General features: G+C 65.4%; 19 protein-coding genes. 15 read left to right on the top strand and 4 right to left on the bottom strand.

The window, feature by feature from the left end; genetic code table 11:
* The first annotated feature begins 184 nt into the window (after positions 1–184).
* The 5 genes from BN2476_RS21280 (at position 185) to BN2476_RS21300 (ending at position 5,514) form a co-directional block, all read left to right on the top strand.
* Positions 185–1,747: a S53 family peptidase gene (locus BN2476_RS21280; RefSeq protein ID WP_087736139.1), complete on the top strand. Its 1,563-nt coding sequence runs from the start codon at positions 185–187 to the stop codon at positions 1,745–1,747.
* A 104-nt stretch (positions 1,748–1,851) separates the two neighbouring features.
* On the top strand, positions 1,852–3,528 hold the full coding sequence (locus tag BN2476_RS21285; RefSeq protein WP_087736161.1) for a S10 family peptidase: 1,677 nt from the start codon (positions 1,852–1,854) through the stop codon (positions 3,526–3,528).
* Positions 3,529–3,748: 220 nt separating this feature from the next.
* On the top strand, positions 3,749–4,357 hold the full coding sequence (locus tag BN2476_RS21290) for a hypothetical protein (RefSeq protein ID WP_087736140.1): 609 nt from the start codon (positions 3,749–3,751) through the stop codon (positions 4,355–4,357).
* An 84-nt stretch (positions 4,358–4,441) separates the two neighbouring features.
* Complete coding sequence (locus BN2476_RS21295; protein ID WP_087736141.1) at positions 4,442–4,798, top strand: hypothetical protein; 357 nt, start codon at positions 4,442–4,444, stop codon at positions 4,796–4,798.
* Positions 4,799–5,232: 434 nt separating this feature from the next.
* Entirely contained in the window at positions 5,233–5,514 is a 282-nt protein-coding gene (locus BN2476_RS21300) for an RNA-binding protein (protein ID WP_087736142.1), read from the top strand.
* 35 nt (positions 5,515–5,549) lie between these two features.
* On the opposite strand, the gene nadE is transcribed toward BN2476_RS21300, so the two are convergent.
* A complete protein-coding gene (gene nadE / locus BN2476_RS21305; RefSeq protein WP_087736143.1) occupies positions 5,550–6,386 on the bottom strand; it encodes an NAD(+) synthase in 837 nt (278 codons plus the stop codon).
* A gap of 319 nt (positions 6,387–6,705) precedes the next feature.
* Between nadE and BN2476_RS21310 the strand changes: the two genes are divergently transcribed.
* Positions 6,706–7,755 carry a L,D-transpeptidase gene (locus BN2476_RS21310; RefSeq protein ID WP_235850915.1) on the top strand — a complete coding sequence of 350 codons (1,050 nt, stop codon included), beginning with the start codon at positions 6,706–6,708 and terminating at the stop codon, positions 7,753–7,755.
* Between the two features lie 143 nt (positions 7,756–7,898).
* Here BN2476_RS21310 and BN2476_RS21315 read toward each other — a convergent pair whose 3' ends face one another.
* Together BN2476_RS21315 and BN2476_RS21320 are read right to left on the bottom strand one after the other, a co-directional pair.
* Positions 7,899–8,771: a DMT family transporter gene (locus tag BN2476_RS21315; protein ID WP_087736162.1), complete on the bottom strand. Its 873-nt coding sequence runs from the start codon at positions 8,769–8,771 to the stop codon at positions 7,899–7,901.
* Positions 8,772–8,957: 186 nt separating this feature from the next.
* Positions 8,958–10,514 carry an ABC1 kinase family protein gene (locus BN2476_RS21320; protein ID WP_087736163.1) on the bottom strand — a complete coding sequence of 519 codons (1,557 nt, stop codon included), beginning with the start codon at positions 10,512–10,514 and terminating at the stop codon, positions 8,958–8,960.
* 347 nt (positions 10,515–10,861) lie between these two features.
* On the opposite strand from BN2476_RS21320, the gene BN2476_RS21325 reads away from it, so the two are divergent.
* The gene (locus BN2476_RS21325; protein WP_087736145.1) at positions 10,862–11,617 is read left to right on the top strand and encodes a DeoR/GlpR family DNA-binding transcription regulator; all 756 of its coding nucleotides are present in this window, start codon (positions 10,862–10,864) and stop codon (positions 11,615–11,617) included.
* Between the two features lie 15 nt (positions 11,618–11,632).
* On the opposite strand, the gene BN2476_RS21330 is transcribed toward BN2476_RS21325, so the two are convergent.
* The gene (locus BN2476_RS21330) at positions 11,633–12,742 is read right to left on the bottom strand and encodes a 2-aminoethylphosphonate--pyruvate transaminase (protein WP_087736164.1); all 1,110 of its coding nucleotides are present in this window, start codon (positions 12,740–12,742) and stop codon (positions 11,633–11,635) included.
* Between the two features lie 350 nt (positions 12,743–13,092).
* On the opposite strand from BN2476_RS21330, the gene phnS reads away from it, so the two are divergent.
* The 8 genes from phnS (at position 13,093) to BN2476_RS21370 (ending at position 21,336) form a co-directional block, all read left to right on the top strand.
* The gene (phnS, locus tag BN2476_RS21335; protein WP_087736146.1) at positions 13,093–14,181 is read left to right on the top strand and encodes a 2-aminoethylphosphonate ABC transporter substrate-binding protein; all 1,089 of its coding nucleotides are present in this window, start codon (positions 13,093–13,095) and stop codon (positions 14,179–14,181) included.
* Between the two features lie 131 nt (positions 14,182–14,312).
* Complete coding sequence (phnT, locus tag BN2476_RS21340; protein WP_087736165.1) at positions 14,313–15,416, top strand: 2-aminoethylphosphonate ABC transport system ATP-binding subunit PhnT; 1,104 nt, start codon at positions 14,313–14,315, stop codon at positions 15,414–15,416.
* Positions 15,394–16,314, top strand: a complete 921-nt coding sequence (locus tag BN2476_RS21345) for a 2-aminoethylphosphonate ABC transporter permease subunit (RefSeq protein ID WP_087736147.1) — start codon at positions 15,394–15,396, stop codon at positions 16,312–16,314. The genes phnT and BN2476_RS21345 overlap by 23 nt, the downstream gene beginning before the upstream one ends.
* Complete coding sequence (gene phnV, locus BN2476_RS21350) at positions 16,314–17,174, top strand: 2-aminoethylphosphonate ABC transport system, membrane component PhnV (protein ID WP_087736148.1); 861 nt, start codon at positions 16,314–16,316, stop codon at positions 17,172–17,174. The genes BN2476_RS21345 and phnV overlap by 1 nt, the downstream gene beginning before the upstream one ends.
* Before the next feature lie 78 nt (positions 17,175–17,252).
* Positions 17,253–18,005: a phosphonate utilization associated transcriptional regulator gene (locus tag BN2476_RS21355; RefSeq protein ID WP_087736166.1), complete on the top strand. Its 753-nt coding sequence runs from the start codon at positions 17,253–17,255 to the stop codon at positions 18,003–18,005.
* Between the two features lie 52 nt (positions 18,006–18,057).
* Positions 18,058–19,317: a phosphonoacetate hydrolase gene (gene phnA / locus BN2476_RS21360; protein ID WP_087736149.1), complete on the top strand. Its 1,260-nt coding sequence runs from the start codon at positions 18,058–18,060 to the stop codon at positions 19,315–19,317.
* Positions 19,314–20,771: a phosphonoacetaldehyde dehydrogenase gene (gene phnY, locus BN2476_RS21365; RefSeq protein WP_087736150.1), complete on the top strand. Its 1,458-nt coding sequence runs from the start codon at positions 19,314–19,316 to the stop codon at positions 20,769–20,771. The genes phnA and phnY overlap by 4 nt, the downstream gene beginning before the upstream one ends.
* A gap of 4 nt (positions 20,772–20,775) precedes the next feature.
* Positions 20,776–21,336 carry a phosphonate degradation HD-domain oxygenase gene (locus BN2476_RS21370; protein WP_087736151.1) on the top strand — a complete coding sequence of 187 codons (561 nt, stop codon included), beginning with the start codon at positions 20,776–20,778 and terminating at the stop codon, positions 21,334–21,336.
* Positions 21,337–21,510 lie beyond the last annotated feature (174 nt).

Here is a 21,510-nt window from a genome sequence, read left to right on the forward strand (position 1 = left end):
CAGGTGTCGAGCGTGCAGGAACTGTGTTCGAATCGATTGGTCGGACGGTTGGTTTTCTGTCTCATGACGAAGGCGTGTTCGCGGCGCGACGGGTTTTGCAGCGTGCCCGTCCGCATGTGCCCGTCATGCGCCCGTCGTGTGTCCAACCCGTGGCCCCCGCCATCCACCTGGGAGAATCGAAACCATGACGAAGCATCCGTTGCCCGGCAGCGAACGCCAGGTCGCAGCCGGTTCGAAGGTCGTCGCGCAATGCGACCCGTCGGAAACGATTCAGGTCGTAGTCGTGCTGCGCCGCAAGGACGAGCAGCAATTCACGCAGTTGATGAAGAAGATCGAGGCGGGCGCACCGGACGCAAAGCCGTTGTCGCGCGACGAGCTCGAGCAGCGGTTCGGCGCGGCCGCTGAAGATGTAGCGAAGCTGAAGGCCTTCGCGTCGCAGCATGGGCTTGCCGTCGTGCGCGAGGACGCATCGGCGCGCACGGTCGTATTGAGCGGCACGATTGCGCAGTTCCAGGCCGCGTTCGACGTCAAGCTGCAGCACTACGAGCATCATTCGATGGGCCGGTTTCGCGGCCGCACAGGCGCGATCAGCGTGCCCGACGATCTGCATGGTGTCGTGACGGCCGTGCTCGGCCTCGACAACCGTCCGCAGGCAAGGCCGCACTTCCGTATCCGTCCGCCGTTCGCGCCGGCCAAGGCGCGCCAGGCGGCGTCGTTCACGCCACTGCAGCTTGCGTCGATGTATCAGTTCCCGCAGGGCGACGGCAGCGGCCAGTGCATCGGCATTATCGAACTGGGCGGCGGCTATCGCACTGCCGACCTGACCAGCTATTTTTCGAGCCTCGGCGTGGGCTCGCCGAAGGTCGTCGCCGTCGGCGTCGACCAGGGCGGCAACCATCCGACGGGCGACCCGAACGGACCGGACGGCGAAGTCACGCTCGACGTCGAGATCGCCGGTGCAATCGCGCCTGCCTCCACGATCGCCGTGTACTTCACGACCAACAGCGACGCCGGCTTTATCGACGCCGTCAGCCGCGCGGTGCACGACACGAAGAACAAGCCTTCCGTGATTTCGATCAGCTGGGGCGCGCCGGAAAGCGTGTGGACGGCGCAATCGATGACGGCTTTCAACGACGTGCTCCAGTCGGCGGCGGCGATCGGCGTGACGGTGTGCGCGGCGTCGGGCGACAGCGGCTCGACGGACGGCGTGGGCGACGGCGGCGATCACGTCGATTTCCCCGCGTCGAGCCCGTATGTGCTCGCGTGCGGCGGGACGAGCGTGCAAGGCTCGGGGCAAAAGATTTCACATGAAGTCGTCTGGAACGATGGCGCGGACGGCGGCTCGACGGGAGGCGGTGTGAGCGGCGCATTCCCTGTCCCCGCCTGGCAGGAAGGTCTGTCCACGTCAGGCACGCAGGGCGGAAAGACGGCGCTGACGGGGCGCGGCGTGCCCGATGTCGCAGGCGATGCGTCGCCGCTCACCGGCTACGACGTGCTCGTCGACGGCAACAACACGGTGGTCGGCGGCACGAGCGCCGTCGCGCCGCTGTGGGCGGCGCTGATCGCGCGCATCAACGGTGCGAAGGGTACGCCTGTCGGCTTCGTCAATCCGAAGTTGTATAAGGCGGCGGGCGCCTGCAACGACATCACGCAGGGCAATAACGGCAGTTATGCGGCAACCACGGGGTGGGATGCCTGCACGGGATTGGGTAGTCCCAATGGTGTGAAGGTGGCGGCGGCTTTATAGTCTGATGAGCGGGCGCTCGTATATCGGGCGCCATGCTTCAGGCGGCGATGAACGCATCGCAACACAAGACCAGGCAACATGTGTACGCATTCGATGGAGCGATCATGACGAATACCGAATCAGCTTCCGGCAGTTTGCAGTCGCCTCACAATTCTCAGGCCGCGCATGGGTCGACGGCTGCGAGCGTGCCGCACGCGACCGGCGACCAGCCGTTCTTCGATCCCGTCGCCTACGGCAACGGGCCCGACGACTCGGTCTCCGACACCAGCGAGGGTGCCGCGATCACGAAACACACGGTCACGATCGGCGGCAAGAAGTTCAACTACACGGCAACGGCGGGCCATCTGGTGACGGTCGATCCGTCCAGTTCGCAGCCAAGCGCGAAGATGTTCTACGTCGCGTTCACGCAGGACGACCAGAAAGAGGAGACGCGGCCCCTCACGTTCTTCTATAACGGCGGGCCGGGGTCGTCGTCGGTGTTCGTGCTGCTCGGGTCGTTCGCGCCGCGCCGCATCAAGACCTCGATGCCGGGCTTCACGCCGCCCGCGCCGTATCAGATGGAAGACAACCCGGACAGCCTGCTCGACAAGAGCGACCTGGTGTTCATCAACCCGGTCGGCACGGGCTACTCGGCGGCCGTCGCGCCGCGCAAGAACCGCGACTTCTGGGGCGTCGACCAGGACGCGGACTCGATCAAGCAGTTCATCAAGCGCTTCCTGACGAAAAACAACCGCTGGAATTCGCCGAAGTTCCTGTTCGGCGAGTCATACGGCACGGCGCGCAGCTGCGTGCTCGCATACAAGCTGCACGAGGACGGCGTCGATCTGAACGGCGTCACGCTGCAATCGTCGATTCTCGACTATACCCAGGCGGGCAACCCGGTCGGCGCGCTGCCCACGGCCGCCGCGGACGCGTGGTATCACAAGAAGCTCGGCGTCGCGCCACGGCCGACGAACCTCGGCCAGTTCGTCGAAGAAGTGGCGCAGTTCGCGCGCACCGACTATCTGAACGCGCTGCGCAAGTTCCCGACAACCGACAACGCGGTGGTCGAAAAGCTGAGTGAGTACACGGGCATCGACAAGACGACGCTGCTCGCATGGAGCCTCGACATCGCCGGCTACGACAGCCGCGGCAATTCGCTGTTTCTGACCACGCTGCTCAAGTCGCGAGGGCTCGCGCTCGGCGCGTACGACGGTCGCGTGACGGCCATCGACACGGGCATCGCGGGCAAGATCGACCCGAACTCGGGCGGCAATGATCCGACCATGACGGCCGTCACGGGCGTCTACACGACGATGTGGAACGTCTATCTGAACGAGCAGCTGAAGTTCACGTCGAACTCGGCGTTCACGGATCTGAACGACCAGGCGTTCAAGTACTGGGACTTCAGCCATATCGATCCGACGGGCGAGCAGAAGGGCGTCGACAGCAAGGGCAACATCATCCTGTACACGGCGGGCGATCTCGCGGCCGTGATGGCGCTCAACGTGGACCTGAAGGTGCTGTCGGCGAACGGCTTCTGCGATTTCGTCACGCCTTTCTATCAGACGGTGATCGACTTGCAGCAGATGCCGCTTCTCAGCCAGCAGGTGCGGGACAACCTGTCGGCGCGCTTCTATCCGTCGGGGCATATGGTGTATCTCGACGGCGGCTCGCGCACCGCGCTCAAGGCCGATCTCGCGACGATGTACGAATCGACGGTGAGCAACACGGAGGCGCTCGGACGCGTGCGCGCACTGCAGGCGCGAACAGCGGCGGCGAAGACGCCAGGCACGCACTAGTGCCTCGTTGCGTCGGGGCGCGGCCGCGCTGGCGCCGCGTTCGGAGCGCGAGGCAAGGGCATCGCGGGTTGTTTCGCGATGCCCCCTCTGTGCGCTCGATGCCCCGGGCATCGAAAATCCGAAGCGATTCAAAGCGGTGGTATTTACGTCAAGCACCCCGGTTGTGTTTTAATTGTCTGCCGAATTAACTCTTCCGCGTCGTGACGGCGCGCGCTGATTAATGAATGCAGCGAAGGCGAACGCGCTCGACCAGGCGCGCGCGAGTCGAATCGAATCAACCACCCATCGCGCCTCGCGTGCTGCGCGCGTCGCGCAAACGATGCGCAATCGCTGCATCATGCTCGCCGCGATGGCGGCGGGCTTGCATCTGCATGTGCCGGTCGCGTTCGCACAGGACGCGTCGATGCTCGACGAGCGCGTCACGCAGCAGACCATCGCCGATACGATCTGCAAGCCGGGCTACGCCGATACCGTGTCGCCGCCGTTCGACGACCTGATGGCGGACAAGGACCGGATGCTCTCCGAGCGTGGCATCGATCCCGACCACGGCACGCGCTATGCGTTGGACCGTCGCGTGCCCGTCGTGCTCGGCGGCTCGCCGGATGCGCCGGACAATCTCGATCTTCTGCCGTGGAGCGGGCATCGCGGGGAGCGCCGCAAGGCGCTGCTGACGGCGAAGCTCAAGCGCTGCGTCTGCGAAGGGCGCATGTCGCTGAGCGACGCGCAGGCCGCCATCGCGGGCAACTGGTCCGCTCACTATGCGGGCTTCGGCAGCGCGCCTTGCGGCGACGATCGGGGCGTCGCGTTCAGCGGCAACAATGGCTCCTGAGGCTCGCTGCATCGGGTGTCGGATGCGGTTTCGCCTTCCTGGCGGCCGGAACACCGGCGAACCGTCACTTTCTGGAGAATCGACATGAAGCAACTCTTTCGCGCAACCGTCGCGGCCATCGTGGCCGCGCTCGGCAGTCTTGCCGCCAGCCACGCGTTCGCGGCGACACCGTCGCCGTGCGGCAAGGACGACGCATTGCAGATTCGCGGCGATACGCCCGGCGCGATCAGCTACGACGTGTATAGCCAGCTGCGGCCTCTCACGGCGCGGCGTCTCGCGCTCTTTCAGGACGCGGGCACCGTGAAGCGTCTGCCTGATGGGCTCGACGTATGCGAGATCGCCGACGACGGCGTCGCTGATCCGACAGCCGTGCTCGTGCATGTGCCGCGAGGCAGGATGGCGTGGTGGGTGAGCGCGGCGAACGTCGAAGAAGCGGATTGATTTCGCACGCGCGAGCACGAGCGCCGTTTGCCGCGCGGCGCGATTATGGCTACGCTGGGAGACTGCTAGTCGAGGTTGACAGCGTTGCATGGAACCCGAGTAAGGCGCTGAAGTACCGACGCTGGTCGACCGCTCTGCGTGGGACCGGAGTAAGTGCTCTGCATGGGGCTGAAGTAGGTGCTAAAGCACTAACTCCAGCCGACAGCTAAAGCGCCGACTCCGGTCGACCGCTCTGCGTGGGACCGGAGTAAGTGCTCCGCATGGGGCTGGAGTAAGTGCTAAAGCACCAACTCCGGCCGACAGCTAAAGCGCCAACTCCGGTCGACCGCTCTGCGTGGGACCGGAGTAAGGCACTAAAGCGCCAACTCCGGTCGACAGGCAAAACCATGAGTCGCTGGGCTGCGTCACCATCATCAACGGAGGGCGTCGCGCGTATGAAGATCATCGTGTGGAACATTCCCGAGTCCTGCTCCGAGCAGGAAGTGCGCGATTTTCTCGGCCGCGAGCTCGGCCATTACGCAAAAGAGATCGAAGTGTTCGAGCAGGGCACGCCGAACGCGTACGCGAACGTGGACGTCGACGCCGACGAACCGTACGTCGCCGATGTCATCGCGCGGCAGTTCAACGGCAAGCTCCTGGGCGGCGTTCCGCTGCAGGTCAGCGCCGTGCCGTTCGGTAGCAACGAGACGCCGCCGACGCCGCCGCATCGCGAATAGCGCCTGCACGCGGCTCCGCGAAACGAAACGCGCGCTCAGCCGAACGGCGTGTAAGGCAGCGCGCGCTTGTGCCGGGTGCTCTCGTAGAAGTGCATGATGGTTTCGAAAACCGCTGCGCTGACGGGCTTGCCTTCGAGGAAATCGTCGATGTCGTCGTAGCGGATGCCGTATGCGTCCTCGTCCGGACGTTGAGGGCGCAACATCTCCAGATCGGCGGTCGGCACCTTGTGCGCGAGCGCGTCGCTGGCGCCGAGCGCAGCCGCGAGCGCGCGCACGCGCCGCTTGTTCAGGCCCGCGAGCGGCAGGACGTCGGCGCCGCCGTCGCCGAACTTCGTAAAGAACCCCATCACCGACTCCGCCGCGTGATCCGTGCCGATCACGATGCCGTGCCGCGCGCTCGCCGCCGCGTACTGCGCGATCATCCGCTCGCGCGCCTTGATGTTGCCGTGCACGAAGTCCCGTTGCGAATCGTCGTCAAAGCGCAAGCCGCTCGCCAGGAGCGAATCGAGCATCGCGTCGGCGGCGGGGCGGATGTCGACGGTCAGCGTTTCGTCGGCTCGGATGAACTCGAGCGATTGCTGCGCGTCCGTCTCGTCGTGCTGGACGCCGTGAGGCAATCGCATCGCGACGAAGCGCGCGTCGTACCGCGTGCTGCGCAGCCGCTCCACCGCGAGTTGCGCGAGGCGTCCCGCCGTCAATGAATCGACGCCGCCGCTGATGCCCAGCACATAGGTCGAAAGCCCGCTTGCGCGAAGGTAGTCGGCGAGAAACGCGACGCGCTGTTCGATTTCGCGCGCGGCGTCGAACGTGCCGGCAACGTGCAGTTCCGCTGCGATCTGCCGCTGACGCGCGGCGCGTTCGTGCTGGTCCATCGAAGCCCCCTGAAAAGCGCGCTGACACGAGCGTCGATGATTGCATGAAAGCGCCGAATCGGGTGCGCTGTCATGCGTTGTCTGGTTTAATGTCGAATAACCATAATCAAAGCTCAACGATTAAGGCTTTAAATCGATGATGCATAGCCGTCAATCATCATCGGAAAGCACTGCGTTATGCGTTTGTCATTTTTGAGCAAGCGGGATTCGGGCGCATCGCCGCCGAATCCGGAAACGCCCGACGGCACGCCATAAGCGGCTGTGCGGGTTGGGCAACGGGCAGTGATGTTCGACCACAATGAACAGCAAAAAAGAGAACATGGCAGTTCGTCCGCCTGCACGAGAGAGGGCGGGATCACAAAACGATGAAGAGCGCAGTGTCGACGGGGCAAGGCGAAGCGCGAAGGTCGCGGCAGCGCGGCGTGTGCGCCTCGTCGCGGCGCGGCTCGCGTTGAGCTTTTTCTCCGCGTCGGCGCTGGCCGTGCCGGCGTTCGTCGCAAGTCTCCATGCCGCTCATGCTGCCGATGCGCTGCAAGACCCGGCGAATCCCGCCATCGATGCATCGGCCGTCGCGGCGCGCGACGCCGCGGGTGGCGCGGACCCGCGCCGCGCGCTATTGATGCGCGACCTATTCGCGCGCGACGTGTCGCGCCGTCTGAAGGTGCCCGTCGCCGAGCAGCGCGCGTATGGCGATCGCGTGCAACGGGCGCTCGGACAGAACGAGCTGGGCAATCTGTCGGGCGAGTACGTGGTGCTCGTCGATCGCAACGAGAACGTGCAGGCGCTCCTCATCTACTTTCGCGCGACGCCCGCCGACACGTGGCAGATGATCGGCGCATCACCCGTCGCGACGGGACGGCCGGGCCGGTACGATCACTTCATCACGCCGCTCGGCGTGTTCGAGCACACGCCGGACAACATGGATTTCCGCGCGGAAGGCACGATGAACGATAACGGCATCCGTGGCTACGGCGCACACGACATGCGCATCTTCGACCTCGGCTGGGCGCAGGCCGAGCGTGGCTGGGGCAAGGGCGGCATTTCGCAGATGCGCTTTCAGATGCACGCGACCGATCCCGACAAGCTCGAACCGATTCTCGGCATCCGGCACTCGAAAGGCTGCGTGCGGATGCCGGCCTCGCTGAACGTCTTTCTCGATCACTACGGCATTCTCGACCGCGAGTACGAGGCGCTCGTCGACGAAGGCAGGTCGCTGTGGGTGCTGCATTCGGATCGCGTCGCGACGCCGTGGGCGGGACGCTATATCGTCGTCGTCGATTCGCAGCGCAAGGCGCGGCCCGTCTGGTCGCCGCCGCCGAGCAGGAAGGTACGCGCACGGGTGCCGCCTAACGCCGATACGGCGGATTGACGGCGGATGGGCCTTCGGCGGTGCATCGCGGCCGCGTTCCCGCAATCACAACTTCGGAAGCACGACCGCAAATACACGACCTCGCATTCGCGGCTGCACATTCAGGGCCACGCAATCACAACCACGCAATCACAGCAGCCCACTCACGACCGCGCGAGCAACACGCCGATCAGCGCGACGACAAAGCCCGCCACCTGCACGGCACTCAGCGTTTCGCCGAACCCGGCGTAGCCCTCGACGGCCGCGAGCGGCGGCGCGAGAAACAGCAGCGCCGTCGCGCGCGATGCGTTGCCGCGCCGGACCATCCAGACGAGCAGCGTGACGCTCACGCCCGACAGCATCACGATGCCCCACGCCAGCGACACCCACAGCGCCAATGACGGAATCCATTTGTGCTCGCCGAGCGCCAGCGCGAACACGAGCACGACGATGGCCGCGCCGAAGTTCTGCACGGCGCTCGCGCTGCGGATATCGGCTTTCGATAGCGACGTCTTCTGGATCAGCGTGCCCGCCGTGATCGCGCAAACGGCGAGGATCGACACGGCGACGACCAGCGACTGAGGCGCATTGCCCTGCGCGACGCCCAGATCCGTGGCCGCGAGCTTCGGCTCCAGCACGAGCGCGACGCCTGCGAGGCCGAGCAGCATCCCCGTCCAGCCGCGCGCGGACAGACGCTCGCCGAACAGCGGCGCGGCGACGGCGGCTGTCAGCAGCGGCTGCAACGCACCGAGCAGCGCCATGATGCCCGCGCTCATGCCTTGCGCGACGGCCCAGTAGCCCGCGCCCAGATAGACGCCTTGCAGCAGCGCGCCCGCGATCAGGTGCTTGCCGAGCGCGCGGCCCGTCGGCCATTCGACGCGCGCGAGCAGTGCAGCCGCCATGAACAGCAGCGCGGTGCCGCCGAAGCGCGCGAGCAGAAAGAGATTCGGATCGGCGTAAGGCTTGATCGCGCGGGCGACCACGAAACCCGTCGACCACAGGACGACGAACACGACTGCATTGACGAAAGCCAGCATCGGAAAGCATGGGAAGCGGACGAAGCCCGCAGTATCGGTGCAAGCGGGGCGGGCCGTCTTGTTCGAGGCTGCACCGGCGCGGCCGGCGCGAGCCGTGCGAACCGTCGCGCGCGTGCGTCGCATGCGCCGATCAGCGCCTTTCAGCGCGCGCTCAATACGTGAGCGGCACCGATCAGAAAGCGCCGTTCAATACGTGAGCAGCACCGCCACCGCGCCGAGCACCCCGCCGCAGATCGTGCATGCCCACAGCAGCACTCGTGTTCTGCGATATTCGGTCAGCACGTCGCTGACAAGCTGCGCCTGTTGCCTCGCGTTCGCCGCTTCGTGCTGATGCTGCAGATAGCGCACGGCAAGCTGCGGAATGCGCGGCACCAGATGCGCAAGATGCGGCAGCTCCTGCGCGATGTGCCGCGCCCAGCCGCGATGATCGAACTCGCGGCGCGCGAGCGTCGCCAGCACGGAGCGCGCGATCTTCCACGAATCGACGCCCGGATGCAGCGCGTTCGCCAGCATCTCGGCCTGCTCGAACGTGCGTTGCGCGGCGACGAGGCGCGGCGGCACGTCGCCGCCGAACGGCCGCACGGCGAACAGCAGATGATGGAACAGCGCACCCGCCGAGCGCTCGTGCGATTGCGGCGCGAAGTGCGCTTCGGCGCGCGTGCGCAGTTCGGCTTCGAGCTTTTCGGGGCGCGTCTCGCTCGACACGTGCCCGGCTTCGTGATGCAGATGCGCCAGCCGTCCGTAGTCCTGGTCAAAGAGGGCCGTCGCGCCTTGCACGAAGAACTCGCGCTCGTGCGTCGACAGGCTCGACATCACCGCGAAGTCCGCGAGCACGATACGGCCCAGCGTGTCCGGCTCGATGCTCACGCGCACGCGGCGTGCGTCGAGCGTCGCGTGGAAGAAGCCGTGCTCGAACGCCTGCTCGGTGACGACTTCGATGATGTGCTCGGCAAGCGGCACCAGCTTCACGCCGCGCGCCGACAGGCCGGCGAGATCCAGCGCGGGCAGCGACTCGACATGCTGCATCGCGAGCGTGCGGTCGGTGCAGAGCTCCCAGATCACGGCGGGAATTGCGAGGCGCTTGTCGTCTGCGAAGTGATGCGCGGTCTGGCTCAGGTTCGCGGCCTCGGCGCGCAGATCGAAGCGCCGCAGAATGTCCTGCGTGAAGGCGTCCGCCAAGTCGCGCAGCCGCAGGCGCCGCGCGTTCTTCGACAGCTTTTCCATCCAGCGTGCGACCCAGCGCAGCAACGCGGCTTCGTCGGCGATTTCCTGGACCTGCGCGGCGCGCACGAGCTTGATCGCGATGTCGCGATGTCCGTTGATCGCCTCGGCGAGGCGCGCGACATGCGTCTGTTCGGCAAAGCCGTTGCGCGCGGGTGTGAGATCGATCGACGCGAAGAGCGTCGGTACGGGACGGCCGAGTGCCGCGGCGAGCGCCTGTTCGACTTCTTCCGGCGGCAACGGCGTTTCGAGGTGGCCGACGGCGTCGATCGCATCGTGCAGCGTGCCCGTCGCGAGTTCGGGGCGGCGCGCGAGCGCTTCGGCGAAAGCGCTCGCGAGCGGGCCCAGATTGGGCAGCGCGCGTTGCACGCCGGCGCGCCCGCCCGGCGACGCGTGCACGCGCGACGCTAGCGTGACGAACCAGTGCAACTTGTGATGCTCGGGCGCGGCGAGCCAGACGAGACGCGCGCCGTAGCGCAGCGTGTGGAACAGCAGTCGTAGTCGGCGAAACAGGGGAGGCATCGGCGGATCGTTCGGCAGGACGCATCGGCGATGCGTGAAAAGACCGCTCAGATTAGCAGGGATGCGCCGCCAGGAACACCCGCACGGCGATTGCCGCGCGCCGGATGCGGCGGGAATCGGCATATGGCCAGCCTCGACATACGGCCAGGATATCGGCATATGACCAGCCTCGACATAGGGCCAGGCCATCGGCATACGATCACCCGACAGGCGATGCGCCGCCTGCAAGCCTTTCGTTACATTCCGTCCGCGTCGGATTCCCATGCGTAATACAATACCGGCGACAATCCGGCGGGCCGATCCCATCCCTGAACCCCTGCTCGCCGCCTCGCGGCGGCCACTAACCGATGCTGGCAGAACAACGTCACCAATACATTCTGGCCAAGGTCACCAAGACGGGCGCACTGTCGGTCGCCGAGCTGGTTCGCGAGCTGAACGTATCGCGCGAAACGATTCGCCGCGATCTGAACGCACTCGCCGAGCGCGGCCTGATCGTCACGACGCATGGCGGCGCGCTGTCGAGCGACCGGCGCGAGCCCGATCTCGACACGCGCGAGGCCGCGAACGCGAGCGCGAAGCGCGCGATCGGCGAGTGCGCGGCGCAACTGGTGCCCGACGGCGCGTCGGTCATCATCGATTCCGGCAGCACGACGCACGCCGTCGCGCGCGCGCTGACGGACCGCCACCGGCTGGCCGTCTACACGAACGACTGGCGCATCGCGCTTTTGCTCGGACGCCGCAACGACAATCGCGTGACGCTGCTGGGCGGCGAGCTGTCGGACAACGAAGACGCCGCGTTCGGCCTCGATACGATTCATCAGTTGTCGCACTATCACGCGGACTTCGCGCTGATCGGCGCGGGCGGCATCACGCCGGACGCGCAGCTGTCCGACTACTCGCGCATGGCGGCCGAGGTGCGCGGCCAGATGATCGCGGCCGGCAACACGGTGATCGTCGTCGCCGACAATTCGAAGTTCGGCCGCGTGACGCCCGTGCGCATCGACGGGCTGGAGAAGGCGCGCTACGTCGTGACGGAACTCGCGCCGGATCGCACGCTCGCGAAGGCGATCACTGCACGCGGCCCGGAAATCCTGATCGCGTGAGTGAAGCGCGTCGCTTCATTTCACGCTGAGGCCGAGCTGCGCCAGCGTCCGGCCGATGGCGGCGACGGCGTTGTGCATCTCGTTGGTGTCGATCGAGCCGATGCAGCCGACCCGGAACGTCTCCACCTCCGTGAGCTTGCCCGGGTACAGGATGTAGCCCGCTTCCCTCACGGCTGCATAAAACTCCGCAAAACGCCACTTCGGATCGCGCGGCGCATGAAATGTGACGATCACGGGCGCCTGCACGTCGGCCGGGAGGAACGTGTCGAAACCGAGCGCCTTCATGCCATCGACGAGCGCCGCGCAGTTGCGCGCATAGCGCGCGCCTCGCGCCGGCTGGCCGCCTTCCGCGATGAACTGGTCGAGCGCGGTGCGCAGCGCGGCCATCACATGCGTCGGTGGCGTAAAGCGCCATTGTGTGGTCTTTTGCATGTATGCGTACTGATCGTACAGGTCGAGCGCAAGCGACGGCGAGCGGCCCTCGCATGCCTCCAGCACACTGCGCCGCACGATCACGAAGCCCATCCCCGGCACGCCTTCCAGACACTTGCCGCTCGCCGACACCAGCGCGTCAATGCCGCCGTTGCGCAAGTCGATCGGCAGCGCGCCGAACGAGCTCATCGCATCGACGATCAGACTCTTGCCGTGGTGCTTGCACACGGCCGCGATCTCGTCGAGCGGATTGAGCAGGCCCGCGCTCGTCTCCAGATGCACCTGCGCGACGTGCGTGATGCGCGGATCGCGGTTGAACGCGTCTTCGATGGCGAGGGCGCTGGTCGGCTCGTCTTCGCGCAGAGGCAACTCCACCCATGCGATGCCGAGGCGTTGCAGCACCTTGATGATGCGGGCGCAATACGCGCCGTTGTTCGGCACCAGTACGCGGCCGTCGCGCGGCACCAGCGTGCCCAGCGCGGCCTCGACAGAGAACGTGCCGCTGCCCTGAAGCGGCACGCAGACGTACTCATTTGCTCCGTGTACGATCTCGACGAGATCGTTGCAGACGCTCTGCGTGATGCCGTTGAACGCGGCGTCCCACGAACCCCAGTCGCGCAGCATCGCTTCGCGCGTTGCAGGCGAGGTCGTCAGGGGTCCTGGCGTCAGCAGGATAGGGTCGTTTCCAGGAATCACACAGCCTCCTTCAAAATCAGTGAAATGCGAGCGAAACGCGCATTGGCCGGCGCGTGTTGCATTGCATATTATTGGCTGATTGTGTCATTTTGTGGAAATGTGCAGACTCTTCATGTCGCTGTCACAAAAAGAGACGATCCTTGCCGTGCCCGTTCAGGCAAGGCAGTCCGGAGCGAGTAATCGTCAAAGGAATGTCCTGGCGCAAACGCCGCAAAAAAAAGTTGTCAGCAATCTGCAATTTGCACGGCTTCGGCCGCGAGGTCGGGCGGATGCCCCTTTCGGGGCGCCGCACGGACACCACCACTATCGGGTTACCACAGGTTTTTTTGCCTTTCGGAGAGAACGACATGAAAAAGACGGATCACCTTCGCTCGACGGGCCGCATTGCGCGCAAGCTGCTGCCCGCACTCGTCGCGGCAGCGGCGTTCGGCGGCGCGATGTCCGCGCACGCGGCGGGCGCGGTCGTGCTGTACACGGCTGACGGCCTCGAAAACCTCTACAAGGACGTGCTGCCCGCGTTCGAGAAGCAGGAAGGCGTGAAGGTCAATATCGTGACGGCAGGCAGCGGCGAAGTCGTGAACCGCGCGACCGTCGAAAAGGACGCGCCGAAGGCGGACGTGATCGTCACGCTGCCGCCGTTCATCCAGCAGGCGGCGCAAGCGGGCCTGCTGCAGAACTACGAGAGCGTGAACTACAAGAACGTGCCAGCGATCGCGAAAGCGTCCGACGGCGCGTGGGCCACGTTCGTCAACAACTACTTCTCGTTCGCGATCAATCCGGAAGTGGTGAAGAACCAGCCGAAGACGTTCGCCGATCTGCTGCATCCCGACTACAGCGGCAAGGTCGCGTATTCGAACCCGGCGACGGCGGGCGACGGCATGGCCGTGATCATCCTGACGACGTCGCTGATGGGCGAAGACAAGGCTTTCGACTATCTGAAGAAGCTGGAGCAGAGCGCCAAGTTCCACACGAAGGGCACGGGCTATCTGGACGTGCTGCTTTCGCGTAACGAAATCGCCGTTGCCAACGGCGATCTGCAGATGGATCTCGACGACGCGGCGAACGGCGGCCTGTCGCTCAAGCCGATCTTCCTCGCCGCCGAGCCGGGTGGCCAGCCGACCACGTTCCAGTTGCCGTACGCGATCGGCCTGATCAAGAACGGCCCGAACCAGGCGCAAGGCAAGAAGCTGATCGACTATCTGATGTCGACGGAAGTGCAGGCGAAGGTGCCCGACATCTTCGGCATTCCGGGCCGCACCGACGTGCCGCTCGCCGGCAAGAACGGCACGGCCGTCAAGCAGGCGATCTCGGGCGTGAAGCTGATCTCCGTCGACTGGAACCAGGTGATGTCGAAGAAGGCCGACTGGACGGCTCGCTGGAAGAACGACGTGATTGGCAACTCGGGCAAGCAGCTCGAAGTCGTCAAGCCGAAATAATCACGGCGTCTGATGGAAGGGACGCGCGGCGTGACGATAGTCGCGCCGCGCGCAAGGCATTTGATGCACCGGATGTGCCTGACGCATCCGGTGCTGCAATACAAGCTCACCAACGCAGGAGGATGGACCCGGTGAACACTGCAACAACCCTTGCTGGTTCAGGCGCGCTGGACGCCACTCCGCGAGCGGAAGGCGTCGCTCGCACAAGCGAGCCCGGCGGCGTGCAGATCGAGCATCTGACGGTGCGCTTCGGTTCGCGCACGGTGCTCGACGATCTGTCGCTGACGATCGAGCGCGGCGAACTGTTGACCGTGCTCGGCCGCAGCGGCTGCGGCAAGACGACGTTGCTGCGCTTCATCGCCGGTTTCATCGAGGCCGACGGCCTCGCCGGCACGCTGACGGTCGCGGGCCGCGACCTCACGCACGTGCCGCCGCACAAGCGCAATCTGGGCCTGCTGTTCCAGAGCTATGCGCTGTTTCCGCATCTGTCCGTATTCGAGAACGTCGCATTCGGCCTGCGCGCGCGCCGCATTTCGACGAAGGAAATCGCGCGACGTGTCGCCGATTCGCTGAAGCTCGTGCAGCTCGGCGATGCCGGTCACGTGATGCCCGCGCAACTGTCGGGCGGCATGCAGCAGCGCGTGGCGCTCGCGCGCGCGCTCGTGATCGAGCCGGACGTGCTGCTGCTCGACGAGCCGTTGTCCGCGCTCGACGCCAATCTGCGCGCGTCGGTGCGTTCCGAACTCAAGGCGCTGCATGAGCGCCTGCCGAATCTGACGATCGTCTGCGTGACGCACGATCAGGACGACGCACTCGTGTTGTCCGATCGCACGCTGCTGATGCGCGACGGCTACATCGCGCAGCTCGGCACGCCGCAGGATCTGTACGACAAGCCGAGCGACGCGTTCGTCGCGCGCTATCTCGGCGCGGCCAATCTGCTGCCGCCGAACGTCGCGTTCGCGCTCGGCGATGCGCGCCATGCGGAGCGCGAGCGCGTCGCGTGCCTGCGTCCCGAGGCGATGCGCATTGTGCCGCTCGGCGAAGGGCAGTTGCACGGCACGATTGCATCCGTCGAATGGTACGGCTCGGTGCTGTCCGTGCAGGTCGCGCTCGACGCGATGCCGGGCGAGCCCGTGCACGTTTCGATGCAGCGCGGCAGCGGTGTGATGCCCGAAAAGGGCGCGCGGATTTCCTTGCGTTACGAGGCAGACGATGTCGTCCTTATCAAGCCCTGACGCGCTCGCCAACCGCGACGCACTGCGCGCCGCAACGGCCGCGTCGCATGCGGCGGCGAAGCGCCGGCGCGAACGCATGTCGCAATGGCATTTGCTGTTTCTCGCCGTATTCGTGCTCGGCCCGCTCGTGATCTATCCGCTCGTGCGTCTCGTGATGCTGAGCCTGACGGGCGCGCATGGGCTGAGCTTTCACGCGTACTCGGCGTTCTTCCGGAATCCGGAGACGAGCGGCGTGATCGGCACGACGCTGTGGATCCTGTTCGCGAGCGCGGGCCTCGCGTCCGTTCTCGGCGTCGCGCTCGCGTCGCTGCTGTTCTTCAAGCCGTTTCCGGGCGCGCGGCTCGTCACGCGTTTTCTCGAGCTGTTCGTGGCGTTCCCGTCGTTTCTCGTCGCGTTCACGCTGATCTTTCTGTACGGCTCGCAAGGCTCCGTCAGCATCGGGCTGCAACGGCTCTTTCATCTCGAAGCGCCGCCGCTCGATTTCCTGTTCGGCATCGGCGGCGTGATTCTCGCGGAAGTGGTGTTCTACGCGCCGTTCGTCGTGCGTCCGACGCTCGCGTCGTTCGCGATGCTCGACATGCGTCTGATCGAAGCGGCGCGCAGCCTCGGCGCGAATGGCTGGATGGTCGCGTTTCGCGTGATCGTGCCGCTCGCGTGGCCGGGCATCGCGGCGGGGACGATCCTGTGCTTCCTGCTGACGCTGAACGAGTTCGGCATTCTGCTTGTGCTAGGCAGCGCGCATCTGATCACGCTGCCCGTGGCGATCTACAGCTCGGCCACCGTCGATCTCGATCTGCCGACGGCGGCCGCGGGCGCCGTCGTGATGCTCGCGATGTCGCTGTCGTTGTATGCGCTGTACCGCCAGGTCAACCGGCGCAAGGTGGGAGGGGCGAAGTAATGTCCGACGTCGATCAAACCGTGCTCCCGGCCGTGCATCATCGCGCGCGGCCCGTTCAACACAGGCTCGTCACGCGCATTGCCAGCGGTCTCTTCATGGCGTTCGCCGCATTGCTGTGCTTCTGGCTCTTCGTGCTGCCCGTGATCGTCGTTGCGCTGTCGAGCGTCGCCGCGCACTGGTCGGGCACGATCCTGCCCGACGGCTTCAGCATGCGCTGGTTCGAGCGCCTCGGCGGCAGCGATTTCGATGCGCTTGTGACCAGTCTGCAAATCGGCTTCGGCGTCGCGATTCTCGGCACCGTGCTCGGACTGTGGCTCGCGCTCGCGCTCGAAGGGCGCGACCGGCGCGGCCTCGGCGCCCTCGTCGATACGATCGCGATGGTGCCCAACGGCGTGCCGAGCGTCGTGCTCGGTCTCGCCGTGCTGATTGCGTATCACAAGAAACCGCTCGATCTGTCGAGCTCGGCCGCCATCGTCGTGTTCGTGCAGCTGGCGCTGGTGCTGCCGTTCTGTTATCGCTGCGCGGCGGCGGCGTTGCGGCCGGAACTGACGATCCTGCGCGAAGCGGCCGCGAGCCTCGGTGCGCCGCCGTCGATGGTGCTGCGCCGTGTCGTGCTGCCGCAACTGGTGCCCGCGATCCGCGCGTCTCTTGCGCTCGGCTTCGCGCTGTCGCTCGGCGAGCTGGGCGCCACGCTGACTGTTTATCCGCCGGGTTTCGCGACGGTGCCGATCGTCGTGGTCGGCCAGGTCGAACGCGGCTATTACCTGCCGGCGTCCGCGCTGTCGCTGGTTCTGCTGCTCGCGTCGCTGGCTGCGCTGCTGCTGATCGCCGCGCGCGTGCCGCGCCGTCGCGTGGACTGACGACAACGTTTCCTGATTTTTCGTGAGGTGTGTCTGCGTCGGCACGCCTCGCATCGTGATGTGGCAAACATTGTCGAAATGACCGAAAATATGGAAATCGTGTCGGATGATCGGATCGAGGTAGTCAGGCGGCATTCGCTGACGGCGCTGGTGCGCGACGAGATCGAGCGCAACATCGTCGACGGCAGGCTGGCGCCTGGCGACAAGCTCAACGAAGCCGACTGGGCCGCGCGTCTGCAGGTGTCGCGCGGTCCGGTGCGCGAGGCGTTTCGCGCGCTGGAGCAGGCCGGCCTCGTGCGCAACGAGAAGAACCGCGGCGTGTTCGTGCGTACGGTTTCGCTGGCGGAGGCCGACGAGATCTACGCGGTGCGCGCAGTGCTCGAACAGGCGGCGTGCCGGATGCTCGCGCAGCGTATCGACGCCGCGCAACTGGCCGCGCTGCGGGCGCATGTCGATGCGATGCATGCCGCGCTCGAGGCCGGCGATCACGATGTGTATGCGCGAGAGAACGTCGCATTCCACGATGCGATCGTCGCGATGGCGGGCAACGGCAAGCTGTATGAGACGTATCGCAGGCTGGTCGGCGAGTTGAGTCTTTTCAGGCGCGCGGCGCTCGGCGCGCGCGGCGACGCGATGGAGCGTTCGCTCGCCGAGCATCGCGCGATTCTGTCGGCGCTCGCCGCGCGCGATGCGGACGAAGCCGCGCGGCGGATGCTCGCGCACGTCGACGGCGGCAGGCAGCGCGCGCATGAAGCGGCCGAGCCGCATCGATCCGGTGAACGCGATGGTCGCAACGAACGGGACGACGGCTTGAGCGCGCTGCTCGCCTGAGTCGCCGGAACCAATGAAGAACACGCGTCAGCGACGCGTAGGGAAGAGAACAATGGCAATCCAATCCGAACGTAGTGTTGAAGTGAATGGCCGCAGTTACCGGTTGCCGGCGACGCCGACAGTGGTCGTGTGCGTCGATGGCTGCGAGTACGACTATCTGGAAGCGGCCGTGAAGGCGGGCGTGGCGCCGTATATCGGCAAGATGCTGCGCGACGGCGCGGCGTTCAGGGGCGACTGCGTGATTCCGTCGTTCACGAACCCGAACAACCTGTCGATTGTGTGCGGCGTGCCGCCTTCCGTGCATGGCATCTGCGGCAACTACTTCTGGGACCCGCAGGCCAACGGGGGCAAGGGCGCGGAAGTGATGATGAACGATCCCGCGTATCTGCGCGCGCCGACGCTGCTCGCGGCAGCCGCCGATGCGGGCGCGGCCGTCGCCGTCGTCACCGCGAAGGACAAGCTGCGCCGTCTGCTCGGCAACAAGATGAAGGGCATCTGCTTTTCTGCGGAGAAGGCCGACAAGGTGACGCTCGAAGAAAACGGCATCGGCGAAGTGCTCGATCTGGTCGGCCTGCCGTTGCCCGATGTGTACAGCGCGGGCCTTTCCGAATTTGTATTCGCCGCGGGCGTGCGGCTTGCGCGGACGCGCAAGCTCGACCTGATGTATTTGTCGACGACCGACTACATCCAGCACAAGTGGGCGCCCGGCACGGAGGGCGCGAACGCGTTCTACGCGATGATGGACGGCTATCTGGCGCAACTCGATGCGCTCGGCTGGGTGATCGGCTTGACCGCTGACCACGGCATGAACGCGAAGCACGATCCGCAGACAGGCGAGCCGAACGTCATCTATTTGCAGGACCTGATGGACGAATGGCTCGGCGCGCGCGCGGCGCGCGTCATTCTGCCCATCACCGATCCGTACGTCGTGCATCACGGCGCGCTCGGGTCGTTCGCGACGATCTATCTGCCTTCGGATGCGAATGCGCGTCAGGTGATCGAGCGTCTGGGCGGCCTGAAGGATATCGAAGCCGTGCTCGACAACAAGGCCGCGTGCGAGCGCTTCGAACTGCCGAACGATCGCGTCGGCGACATCGTCGTCGTCAGCAGGAAGAATACTGCGCTCGGCACGCGTCGCGAAGAACATGACCTCTCGGGACTGACGGTGCCGCTGCGCTCGCACGGCGGACTGTCCGAGCAGGAAGTGCCGCTGCTCTTCAATCGACGCATCAGTGAAGCACGCGTCGCGGGCAAACGTCTGCGCAATTTCGACGTGTTCGATCTCGCGCTCAACCATCTGGCGACATCATGAACGCAATGACCCCGTCCAACGATCACCCCGCGTTTCGCGCGGAAGCGCTGCGTCTGAAGGGCGAGCGCGCGGCGCGCCCGCGCGCGCTCGATGTGTTCGATCCGTACACGGACATGCGCGTCGGCACGGTGCCGATGGCGAGCGTCGACGATGTGCGCGCGGCGTTCGACTACGCAGCCGCTTATTCCGCGAAGCTCACGCGCTATGAGCGCTCGCAGATTCTCGAGCGCGCGGGCATGCTGCTGCGCGAGCGGGCGGAAGAAGCGTCCGATCTGATATCGCTCGAATCGGGTCTGTCGAAGCAGGACACGCTGTATGAAATCGGGCGTGTCGCCGATGTGCTGAAGTTCGCTTCGATCGAAGCGTTGCGCGACGACGGCCAGAGCTTCTCGTGCGATCTGACGCCTCATGGCAAGAAGCGGCGCGTGTTCACGCAGCGCGATCCGCTGGCAGGTGTGATCGTCGCGATTACGCCGTTCAATCACCCGATGAACCAGGTCGCGCACAAGATCGCACCCGCGATTGCGACGAACAATCGCGTGATCCTGAAGCCGTCGGAGAAGGTGCCGCTGTCGGCGCTCTATCTCGCGGATGTGTTGTATGAGGCGGGGCTGCCTGCGCCGATGCTGCAGGTGCTCACGGGCGACCCGCGCGAAATCGCCGATGAGCTGATCACGAATCCGCTTGCCGAACTCGTGACGTTCACGGGCGGCGTCGCGATCGGCAAGCACATCGCCGAGCGCGCGGGCTATCGGCGCGTCGTGCTGGAACTCGGCGGCAACGATCCGCTGATCGTGCTCGAAGACGCCGATATCGAGCGTGCCGCCGCGCTGGCGGTGCAGGGCTCGTACAAGAACTCCGGTCAGCGCTGCACGGCCGTCAAGCGGATGATCGTGCAGAAGAGCATCGCCGCGCGCTTCACGGAGCTGGTCGTGGAGAAGACGCGCGAGTGGACATACGGCGATCCGTTCGATCGATCGAAGCAGATGGGCACGGTGATCGACGAGGCGGCCGCGCGGCTCTTCGAATCGCGCGTGAACGAAGCGGTTGCGCAGGGCGCGCGTCTGCTCGTCGGCAACGAGCGCAAGGGCGCGCTGTATTCGCCGACGGTCGTCGATCGGGTCGATCCGTCAATGACGCTGATTCGCGAGGAAACGTTCGGCCCCGTCTCGCCGATCATCACGTTCGATACGCTCGACGACGCGATCCGCATCAGCAACGGCACGCCGTTCGGTTTGTCGTGCGGCCTGTGCACGAACAGGCAGGACGCGATCCCGCGCTTCATCAACGAATTGCGCGTGGGCACGGTGAACGTGTGGGAAGTGCCGGGGTATCGCGTCGAACTGACGCCGTTCGGCGGCATCAAGGATTCGGGCCTTGGCTACAAGGAAGGCGTGCAGGAAGCAATGAAGAGCTTCACGAACCTCAAGACCTTTTCTCTTCCGTGGGAGTGATGTTGTGGCATTGAGTCTGGACGACATTCGCGGGTTGTTCGAACAGTATGGCGGGCTCGCATACAGCGGCGAGCCGGTGACGCAGCTCGAACATGCATTGCAAAGCGGCGCGCTCGCGGAAGCGGCGGGGGCCTTCGATGAACTGGTCGCTGCGGCGTTCCTGCATGACCTCGGACATCTGCTGAACCGTCAGGGTGAAACACCGACTGCGCGCGGCATCGACGATCTTCACCAATACTTCGCGTTGCCGTTTCTGCGGCCCGTGCTGCCGGAAGCGGTGCTCGAGCCGATCCGTTTGCATGTCGACGCGAAGCGCTGTCTGTGCGCAATCGACGCGACTTATTTTGGGCAGTTATCGGCGGATTCCGTGCGCAGTCTCGAACTGCAGGGCGGCATCTTCACTGATGACGAAGCGCAGGCGTTCCTGAAGAAGCCTTACGCCGAGGACGCTTTGCGTTTGCGTCGTTGGGACGATCTGGCGAAGGAAGCGAATCTCGCGACGCCTGATCTCGATCACTATCTAAACGTCGTATCGCGTGTGATGGAAAGGCATGCTGTCGTTTGATCTTTTGTCTTTGTCTGTAAGACAGATCGCGTGAGGCGCGGGCATCGCGTTCATATGTCATGCGTTTTACGCTCGTCGAAAAACCGCTTGCAACAACGGTGTCCGCCGCGCGAAAGCGCGGAATTCTAGGCGCTTGCCACCGCGGTTGCAAGCGGCCATTCGACGAGCGTAAAA

Origin of the sequence: Paraburkholderia piptadeniae (assembly GCF_900007165.1) — a bacterium.
GTDB lineage: Bacteria > Pseudomonadota > Gammaproteobacteria > Burkholderiales > Burkholderiaceae > Paraburkholderia > Paraburkholderia piptadeniae.